Genomic DNA, 10,884 nt, shown 5'->3' on the forward strand with positions numbered 1-10,884 from the left:
ACCTCGACACCGTCCTGACCCCCAAGGCCGACACCGCCTGGCACCTGCACGAACTCACCGCACACCACGACCTCGCCCGGTTCATCCTGTTCTCGGCGGCGTCGGGGATTCTCGGCGGGGCCGGGCAGGGCGACTACGCGGCGGCGAACGCGTTCCTCGACGCGCTCGCCCACCACCGGTACGTCCGGGGGCTGCCCGCGACCTCGCTCGCGTGGGGCCTGTGGGCCGAACGCAGCGGCATGACCGGGCACCTCGGCGACGCCGACCTGGCCCGCATGGCCCGCGGCGGCATCCGCCCGCTGTCCGCGGAGCAGGCGCTCGGCCTGCTCGACGCGGCGATGGACGGCGGCCACCCCCATCTCGTCCCCATTCGGCTTGACCCGGCCGCGCTGCTCGGGAGCGCCGAGGTGCCCGCGGTGCTGCGCGGGCTGGTCAGGCCCGCCCGCCGTACCGCCGGGTCCGCCGCGGGTGACGGCGGCCCGCCCGCGGCCCGGCTCGCCGCGCTGCCCGCCGCCGAACGCGGCAAGGCCCTGGTCGCGCTGGTCCGGGAGCACGCCGCCGCCGTACTCGGGCACCGGACCGCCGACGCCGTGGACGCCCTGCGCGCGTTCCGCGAGGCCGGGTTCGACTCGCTCACCGCCGTCGAACTGCGCAACCGGCTGAACGCGGCGACGGGGCTGAAGCTGCCCGCCACGCTCGTGTTCGACTACCCGACCCCGCAGGCGCTCGGCGAGCACCTCGCCGAGCTGCTCGCGCCGGCGGCGACGGCCGCGGCGGCCGACGCACGGTCCGGGCCGGCCACCGGGCCGGCCACCGGGTCGGCCACCGCCGGCGACGACCCGGTCGTCATCGTCGGGATGGGCTGCCGGCTGCCCGGCGGCGTCACCGACCCCGGCGGGCTGTGGCGGCTCCTCGCCGACGGCGGCGATGCCGTGACCGGGTTCCCCATGGATCGTGGCTGGCCGACGCCGTCCGGCGGATACGTGCCGCGCGGCGGGTTCGTGTCCGATGTCAGCGGCTTCGACGCGGACTTCTTCGGCATCAACCCGCGTGAGGCCCTCGCCATGGATCCGCAGCAGCGGCTGCTGCTGGAGACCGTGTGGGAGACCATCGAGTCCGCGGGGGCCGACCCGGCGGCGCTGCGCGGCGGCCGAACCGGCGTGTTCGTCGGCGCCGCCCGCCAGGATTACGCCACGCTCGACGGCGCGTCCGTGCCCGCCGAGCTCGAGGGCTATCTCGTGACGGGCAACGCCGCGAGCGTCATCTCCGGCCGGGTCTCCTACACCTTCGGTTTCGAAGGCCCGGCCGTGACGGTCGACACCGCGTGCTCGTCGTCGCTCGTCGCGCTGCACCTCGGCGTACGGGCGTTGCAGCGCGGCGAGTGCGACCTGGCGCTCGCGGGCGGGGTCACGGTGATGGCGACGCCCGGCGTGTTCGGCGAGTTCGGCCGGCAGGGCGGGCTCGCGGCGGACGGGCGGTCGAAGGCGTTCGCGGACGCCGCCGACGGGTTCGGCATGGCCGAGGGCGTCGGGATGCTGCTGCTGGAGCGCCTGTCCGACGCGCGCCGGAACGGCCGTCGCATCCTGGCGGTGATCCGCGGCAGCGCGGTCAACCAGGACGGCGCGTCCAACGGGCTCACCGCGCCGAACGGCCCCTCCCAGGAACGCGTCATCCGGGCGGCCCTGCAGGACGCGGGCCTTTCCCCCGCCGACGTGGACGCCGTCGAAGCCCACGGCACCGGCACCCGCCTCGGCGACCCCATCGAGGCGCAGGCGCTGATGCGCGTCTACGGGCAGGACCGGGACAGGCCGCTGCTGATCGGCTCGCTCAAGTCGAACATCGGCCACACGCAGGCCGCCGCGGGCGCCGCCGGGGTCATCAAGATGGTGCTCGCGCTCCGGCACGAGACGCTCCCGGCGACCCTGCACGTCGACAGCCCGACCAGCCAGGTCGACTGGACGGCGGGCGACGTCGAACTGCTCACCGAGGCCCGCCCGTGGCCGCGCGACGGCCGTCCGCGCCGCGCGGGCGTGTCGTCCTTCGGGGTGTCCGGCACGAACGCGCACGTCATCCTGGAGGAGGCAGCGCCTGAGCCGGCGACGCCCGAGGAGGCCGGGGAGCCCGCGGGCGAGCCCGTGTTCCTGCTGTCGGCCCGCACCCCGGAGGCGCTGCGCGACCAGGCGGCACGGCTGCGCGGCCATCTCGCCACGGGGGCCGATCCGCGGGGCGTCGCCGCGGCGCTCGCCCGCCGGACCTCGTTCGAGCACCGGGCCGTCGCGCTCGGCGCCAGGGTGGACGCGGCGCTGGCCGCGCTCGTCGCCGGGGACGCCGACCCGGACCTCGTCACCGGTACGGCTCCGCCGGGCGGCGCCGAGGCCGTGTGGGTGTTCCCCGGGCAGGGCTCACAGTGGCCAGGGATGGGCCTGCGGCTCGCCGAGGAGTCGCCGGTGTTCGCCGCGCGGCTGCGCGAGTGCGCCGACGCGTTGCGCCCGCACGTGGACTGGGACCCGCACGAGGCCCTCGGCGACCCGGCCGCGCTGGACCGCGTCGACGTGGTGCAGCCCGCGCTGTGGGCCGTCATGGTGTCGCTCGCGGGCCTGTGGGAGTCGTACGGGCACACGCCCGCGGCCGTCGTCGGGCACAGCCAGGGCGAGATCGCCGCCGCCACCGTCGCCGGGGCGCTCACCCTGGCCGACGGCGCCGCGATCGTCGCGCTGCGGTCCCGGCTCATCGGCGAGCGGCTCGCCGGGCACGGCGGGATGGCGTCGGTGGCGCTGCCCGCCGACGACGCCGCGGAGCTGATCGGCCCGTGGAGCGGCGACCTGCACATCGCGGCGCTGAACAGCCCCGAGCAGACGATCGTGTCCGGCGGGACCGCCGCCCTCGACGAGTTCCTCGCCGCCTGCGACGCCCGCGGCGTCCGGACCCGGCGGGTGCCCGTGGACTACGCGTCGCACTCCCCGCACGTGGACGCCATCGGCCCCGACCTGCTCGCCGCGCTCGACGGCATCGCGCCCCGGCCCACCCGCGTCCCGCTGTACTCGACGCTCACCGACGCGTGGGCGTCCGGCGACGAGCTCGACGCCGGATACTGGCTGGCGAACCTGCGGTACCCGGTACGGCTCGCCCCCGCCCTCGCGCGGCTCGCCGCCGAAGGGCACGGCGTGTTCACCGAGATCAGCCCGCATCCGACGCTCACCGCGGCGCTCGCCGCGTCCGCGCCCGACGCCGTCGTCGTCGCGACCCTGCACCGTGACGAGCCCGGACTGCGGCAGTTCCACCGCGGCCTGGCCCGCGCGCACGCGCACGGCGTGCGCACCGACTGGCGCATCGGCGGACGGCCCGGCGAGGGCGTCCCCACCTACCCGTTCCAGCGGCGACGGTACTGGCTGACGGCGGCGCCCGCCGCCGATGTCGCCTCGGCCGGGCTCGTCCCCGCTACGCATCCGCTGCTCGGCGCGGCCGTACGGGCCGCCGACAGCGACGAACTCGTCCTCACCGGACGGCTCGACGCGGCCACCCGGCCCTGGCTCGCCGATCACGCGGTCCACGGCACCACGCTGCTGCCGGGCACCGCGTTCCTCGACCTGGCGCTGCACGCCGCCGACGCCGCCGGCCTCGGCGCCGTCGAGGAGCTGACCCTGGAGGCGCCGCTCGCGCTGCCCGAGGCGGGAGCCGTACGCCTGCAGGTCGTGGTACGGCCAGAGCCGGGCGGGGCGGCCGTCTGCGCGATCTACTCGGCCTACTCGGCCTACTCGGGTGCCGACGACGACGAGCCGGTGTGGACGCGGCATGCCACCGGTATCCTCGCCGCCGCCCCGGCCGCCCCGGTCGAGCCGGTCGCCGGGGCGTGGCCGCCGCCCGGGGCCGTCGAGCTTCCGGTGGACGGCATGTACGACCGGCTCGCCGAGGGCGGGTTCGCGTACGGCCCCGCGTTCCGCGGCCTGCGCGCGGCCTGGCGGCACGGCGACGACGTGTACGCCGAGGTCGCCCTGCCCGACGGTGAGCGGGCCGACGGCTTCACCGTCCACCCGGCCCTGCTCGACGCCGCCCTGCACACCGGGGCCCTCGCGGCCGTCGAGTCCGGCGAGGGGCGGCTTCCGTTCGCGTGGACGGGCGTCACCTCCCACGCGTCCGGCGCGACCCGGCTGCGGGTCCGGCTGCGGCCGGCCGGCACCGACGGCGTTTCCCTGCACGCCTGCGACCCCGACGGCCGTCCGGTCCTCACGGTCACGCGCCTGGTCTCCCGCCCTGTCGCCGCCGAGCGAATTCGCGCGGCCCGCGGCGCCGCCCTCCCGTTGCACACCGTCACCTGGCGTCCCGTCCCCGCGTCCCGCCTGCACACCCGCTGCGCCCTCCTCGACGGCCCGGACGCCGAGGAGCTGGCGGCCGGGCTGCGGGACGCGGGCGCGCCGGTGGAGGTCGTCGCGGACCTGGACGCGGCGGCGCGAAGCGGTGCCGGGCTCGTCGTGCTGGCGTGCCCGGACGGGGGCGCGACCCCGGACGGGGTCGTCGCGGGTGTCATCGCGGGGGCCGTCGCGCAGCTTGAGGCCGTCCAGCGGTTCCTCGCGGACGAGCGGTTCGCCGAGTCCCGGCTCGCGGTCGTGACCCGCGGCGCGGTGGCCGCGGCCGACGGCGACACGCTGCCGGGCCTCGGCCAGGCCACGGCGTGGGGGCTCGGCCGGTCGGCGCAGCGCGAGCACCCCGGCCGGATCATCCTCGCCGACCTCGACGCCGGCGGTTGTCTCGGTACGGCCCTGGCCGCCGCGCTCGCCGCCGACGAGCCGCAGGTGGCGGCCCGGGCGGGTGCGGTGCTCGTACCGCGGCTGACCAGGGCCGCCCGCGAACCGGCCGACGCGGAACCCGCCGAGCACGGCACGGTCGTCGTGACGGGCGGCCTGGGCGGACTCGGCGCGGTCGTGGCCCGGCATCTGGTGGCGGCGCACGGCGTACGGCGGCTCGTGCTCGCGGGCCGATCCGGGCCGGATGCCCCCGGTGCCGCCGCGCTCACCGCCGAACTGGAGGGGCTCGGCGCTCAGGTGACGGTCGCCGCATGCGACGTCGCGGACCGGGAGCAGGTCGCGGCGCTGCTCGCGGCCGTCCCCGGCGACGCCCCGGTGACGGGCGTGGTGCACGCGGCCGGCGTACTCGACGACGGCCTGCTCACCGGGCTGACGCCGGAACGGCTCGCGGCGGTGCTGCGGCCGAAGGTCGCCGGCGCGCTGCATCTGCACGAGCTGGCCGGTCCGGACCTGAACATGTTCGTGCTGTTCTCGTCGGCGGCGGGCGTCCTTGGGTCGCCCGGGCAGGCGAACTACGCGGCGGCGAACGCGTTCCTCGACGCGCTCGCCGCCCACCGCGCCGCACGCGGCCTGGCCGGACAGGCGCTGGCGTGGGGCCTGTGGGCGGATGCGGGCGGCGTGACCGCCGGGCTCGACGCGGCAACGCGCCGCCGGATGGCCCGCGGCGGGCTCGTCCCGCTGGCCACCCCCGACGGCCTGGCGCTGTTCGACGCGGCGCTGCGCGGCCCGGCCGCCTCGGTTCCGATCGCGCTGGACCTGGCCGCGTTGCGGGCGAGCCGGGCGGACGGCGCCGCGATCTCCCCCGTGCTCGCCGACCTGGCCGGTCCCGCCCCCGCCGTCGCGGACGGCACATCCACGTACGGCGGGGGCGCCGAGCATGCCGCGGCGCTCGCGGCGAAGCTGGCGGCCCTCACCGAGACCGAACGGACGGCGACGCTGCTGCGGCTGGTCCGCACGCACGCGGCAGCGGTCCTCGGCCACGCCGGCGCGTCCGCGATCGACCCGCAGCGCGGCTTTCTCCAGTCCGGGTTCGACTCGCTCACCGCGGTCGAGCTGCGCAACCGGCTGACCACGGCGACCGGCCTCCGTCCCCCCGCGACGCTGATCTTCGACCATCCGACGCCGCAGAAGCTCGCCGAGTACCTCGCGAGCGAACTGCCCGGCGGCCCGCCCGCCCCGGGCCCGGACGAGCGGGACGCCGTCGGCGAGGCACCGCTGCTGGCGGGCCTGGACCGGCTCGACGCGGAGCTGGCGCTGCTCGACGCCGACGCCCGCGCCCGCGTCACGGCCCGGCTGCTGGACGTCGCCGCGCGCTGGCGGCACGGCGGGCCGGAGGGCGTACCGGGGGCCGGATCGGACGGCGGACCGGGCGAGCGGGACGCGGTGGCCGGGCGGCTTCAGGAGGCGTCGGCGGAGGAACTGTTCGCCTTCATCCAACAGGAATTCGGCAAGTCATGACCGGTGGACGACGTGGCAGAAGGGTGTGACCCGACGTGACGACCGAAGCGAAGATGCTGGAGCACCTGCGCTGGTTGACGACCGAGTTGCACGACGCCCGGCGGCGGCTCCGGCAGGCCGGCCGCGAGCCCATCGCGATCATCGGACTGAGCTGCCGGTACCCGGGCGGCGCCGACACCCCCGAGGCGCTCTGGGACGTGTTCGCGTCGGGCCGCGACGCGATCGGCGAGTTCCCCGCGGACCGCGGCTGGCCCACGGCCGACCTGTTCGACCCGGACCCCGACCGGGCCGGCAAGACCTACGTACGCGGGGGCGGGTTCCTCGCGGACGCCGCCGGGTTCGACGCGGCCCTGTTCGGCATGTCGCCGCGGGAGGCCCTCGCCACCGACCCGCAGCAGCGGCTGCTGCTGGAGACCGCGTGGGAGGCGTTCGAACGCGCCGGGATCGCGCCGGACTCGCTCAAGGGCACCAAGACGGGCGTGTTCGCCGGGGTCATGTACCACGACTACGCGGCACGGCTCCCGGAGATCCCCGAGGGCCTGGAGGGCTACATCGGCAACGGCAGCGCGGGGAGCGTCGCGTCGGGCCGGGTGGCGTACACGTTCGGGCTGGAGGGCCCGGCGATCACGGTGGACACGGCGTGCTCGTCGTCGCTGGTGGCGCTGCATCTGGCGGCGCAGTCGCTGCGCCGCGGCGAGTGCGACCTGGCGCTCGCGGGCGGCGTCACGGTCATGTTCACACCGCAGGTGTTCGTGCAGTTCTCCCGCCAACGCGGGCTGGCGGCGGACGGCCGCTGCAAGTCGTTCGCGGACGCCGCCGACGGCACCGGCTGGGGCGAGGGCGTCGGGATGCTGCTGCTGGAGCGCCTGTCGGACGCGCGCCGGAACGGCCGTCGCATCCTGGCGGTGATCCGCGGCAGCGCGGTCAACCAGGACGGGGCCTCCAGCGGTCTCACCGCGCCGAACGGACCTTCGCAGGAACGCGTGATCCGGGCGGCCCTGCAGGACGCGGGCCTTTCCCCCGCCGACGTGGACGCCGTCGAAGCCCACGGCACCGGCACCCGCCTCGGCGACCCCATCGAGGCGCAGGCGCTCATCCGCGTCTACGGACAGGACCGCGAGGAACCGCTCTGGCTGGGCTCGGCCAAGTCGAACCTCGGCCACACGCAGGCCGCCGCGGGCGTGGCCGGGGTGATCAAGATGGTGCTGGCGCTGCGGCACGAGACGCTTCCGGCGACGCTCCACGTGGACACCCCGTCCCGGCAGGTGGACTGGACGGCGGGCAACGTCGAACTGCTCACCGAGGCCCGCCCGTGGCCGCGCGACGGCCGTCCCCGCCGCGCGGGCGTGTCGTCCTTCGGGGTGTCCGGCACGAACGCGCACGTCATCCTGGAGGAGGCGCCGCCCGTGCCCGAGGGCACGCCGCAGGCGGCGCAAGGCGTCCCCGCGCCGCTGCTGCTGTCCGGCGGCACCGCGCAGGCCCTTCGCGACCAGGCCGCGAACCTGGCCGCGGCCCTCACCGCCGGGACGTCCCTCGCCGCGGCCGCGCACGCGCTCGCCACGACCCGCGCACGGCTCTCGCACCGCGCGGTCGTCCTCACCGACCCGCTCCCCGGCGAGGACGCCGTCGCCCGCGCGACGGCCGCGCTGGAGGCGCTCAGTGCCGGGGAGGATCACCCGGACGTACGGGTCGGCAAGGTTCACGCGTCCGCGGCGGACGTGGTGTGGGTGTTTCCGGGTCAGGGGTCGCAATGGGCCGGGATGGGCCTGCGGCTCGCGGAGGAGTCGCCGGTGTTCGCCGCGCGGCTGCGCGAATGCGCCGAGGCGTTGCGCCCGCACGTGGACTGGGACCTGCACGAGGTCCTCGGCGACCCGGCCGCGCTGGACCGCGTCGATGTCGTGCAGCCCGCGCTGTGGGCCGTCATGGTGTCGCTCGCGGGCCTGTGGGAATCCTGCGGCGTCACCCCCGCCGCCGTCATCGGCCACAGTCAAGGCGAGATCGCCGCCGCCACCGTCGCCGGAGCCCTCACCCTCGCCGACGGCGCCGCCATCGCCGCCCTGCGCTCCCGGCTCATCCGCCACCATTTGGCCGGCAACGGCGCCATGGCCTCCATCGCCCTGCCGTACCAACAGGCCGCCGAACTCATCACCTCCCACCGCGATCTGCACATCGCCGCCCGCAACAGCCCGCACCAAACCGTCGTCTCCGGCGACCCCGCCTCCCTCGACCGGCTCCTGCAGGTCTGCGCCGACCGCGGCATCCGCGCCCGCCGCATCCCGGTCGACTACGCCTCCCACAGCCCCCACGTGGACGCCATCGCCACCGAACTGCTCACCGCCCTGGACGGCATCCGCCCGCGACCGGCCCGCATCCCCCTGTTCTCCACACTGACCGGTACCTGGGCCGAAGGGGAAACCCTCGACGCCCGCTACTGGCTCGACAACCTCCGCAACCCGGTACTGCTGGCACCCGCGGTGCGGACGCTCACCGCCGACGGGTTCGGCGTGTTCACCGAGATCAGCCCACACCCCACACTCACCCCCGCGCTCACCGACTGCGCACCCGAGGGCCTGGTGGCCGGGACGCTCCACAAGGAAGCGCCGGGACTGCGCCGATTCCGCGAGCAGGCGGCGCACCTGTACGCGCACGGCGTGCCCGTCGCATGGGACATACCCGACGCCGGGACCCCGTGCGACCTTCCCACGTACCCGTTCCAGCGGCGCCGCTACTGGCTGAACCCGCCGACGGTCGCCGACGTGGCCGCGGCCGGGCTGGCCGCCGCCGGACACCCGCTTCTCTCCGCGATCGTCGAGCCCGCCGACGACGGCGGCCTGGTCCTCACCGGCCGGCTGTCGGTACGGGACCAGCCGTGGCTGGCCGACCACGCCGTGCTCGGCACGGTCGTGCTGCCCGGGACCGCGTTCCTGGAGCTGGCGCTGTTCGCCGGCGACCATGCGGGCGCGCCGACGGTCGCCGAACTCACCCTGGAGCGCCCGCTCGCGTTGCCCGCCGACACGCCCGTCCGGCTCCAGCTCGGCGTGAGTCCCCCTGACGAAGACGGCGGCCGGGAGTTGACCGTTCACTCGCGTCCGGACGACGCACCCGTCGGCGCGCCGTGGACGCGCCACGCGATCGGTCGTCTCGTGCCCGCGGAACCGGAGGCGGAGGCGGAGCCGGATCTGTCCGTGTGGCCGCCGCCCGGCGCCGAGGAGATCGACGTCGCCGGCCTCTACGACACGCTGGAGGCGGGCGGCTACCGCTACGGTCCTGCATTCCGGGCGCTGCGCGCCGCGTGGCACGGCGACGGCCACACCTACGCGGAGGTCGCGCTCGACGCCGCACCCGACGCCCGGCACCTCATCCACCCGGCGCTGCTCGACGCCGCGCTGCACGCGATCGCGCTCGGCGGCGATCCCGCGGAGGGCGTCCACCTGCCGTTCGCGTGGTCGGGCGTGGCCCTGCACGCGACGAGCGCCACCACCGCCCGGGTACGGATCACTCGCACCGGCCCGCGGTCGGTACGGGTGGCCATGGCCGACGGCGCCGGGCTGCCCGTCCTCACCGCCGACGAGCTGACCATCCGCCCGGTCACCGCGCAGAGTCTCGCCGTTCCCAGTCTCGCCGTTCTCGGCCTCGCCGTTCCCGGCGCCGACGACGCCCTCCACCGGATCGCCTGGACGCCGCTGGCCGCTCCCCCGCGGGTCCCCGACCTGGCGGTGTTGGCCCCCGATTCCCTCGGCCTCGCGCCGATGCTCGGCGTACCCGTCGTGGACGGCCCCGCCGCGGTCCCGCCCGGCACGACCGTCCTCGCCGCGCCCTGGTCCCCTGGCGACACGATGAGCGGCGACCGGATGCCCGCGGCGGTGCGGGCGGCGACCGCCGACGCCCTCACGCTGCTGCAGCAGTGGGCGGCCGGTGACCGGACCCTGGTCGTGGTGACGCGGCGGGCCGTTCCGGTGGCGGCGGGCGAGGCCGTCGATCCGGTCGCCGCGGCCGTGGCCGGGCTGGTGCGGGCGGCGCAGTCGGAGCATCCGGACCGGTTCCTGCTCGCCGATCTCGACGGCTCGGCGGCGTCGGTCGCGGCGCTGCCCGCGGCGGTCGCGTCCGGCGAGCCGCAGACGGCCGTCCGCGACGGCCAGGTGTACGCCCCCGCGCTGGCGCCCGCGGCGGCACCCGGCACGCTGACCGCGCCCGACGGCCCGTGGAGCCTCGACCTGCTCACCGGCGACACCTTCGACGACCTGCGGCTGGTCCCCTGCCCGGAGGTCACCGGGCCGCTGGCGTACGGGCAGGTGCGGGTGGCGGTCCGGGCGGCCGGGCTGAACTTCCGGGACGTGCTGCTGGCGCTCGGCATGGTCGGCGCGTCCGCGGCCGGCGGTGAGGGCGCGGGCGTGGTCACCGAGGTCGGGCCGGGGGTGTCCGGGGTGAAGCCGGGCGACCGGGTCATGGGCCTGTTCGAAGGCTCCTACGGCGGGCCGGTCGCGGTGGTCGATCACCGGCTGATCGCGCCGATCCCGGACGGCTGGTCATACGTCCAGGCCGCCTCCGTGCCGGTCGCGTTCCTGACCGCCTACTACGCACTTCTCGACATCGCCCGGGCCCGCCCCGGCGAAAGCGTGCTCAT

The 10,884-nt window shown here is 76.7% G+C and carries 2 protein-coding genes; both read left to right on the forward strand.

The genetic code is table 11. The features are described from left to right. The coding region (locus AB0K60_RS37525; RefSeq protein WP_364066569.1) for an SDR family NAD(P)-dependent oxidoreductase at positions 1 to 6,260 on the forward strand (6,260 nt) is incomplete at its 5' end. Positions 6,261 to 6,295: 35 nt separating this feature from the next. Then, the coding region (locus tag AB0K60_RS37530) for a beta-ketoacyl synthase N-terminal-like domain-containing protein (protein ID WP_364066572.1) at positions 6,296 to 10,884 on the forward strand (4,589 nt) is incomplete at its 3' end.

This window comes from Thermopolyspora sp. NPDC052614 (assembly GCF_040678635.1).
GTDB lineage: Bacteria > Actinomycetota > Actinomycetes > Streptosporangiales > Streptosporangiaceae > Thermopolyspora.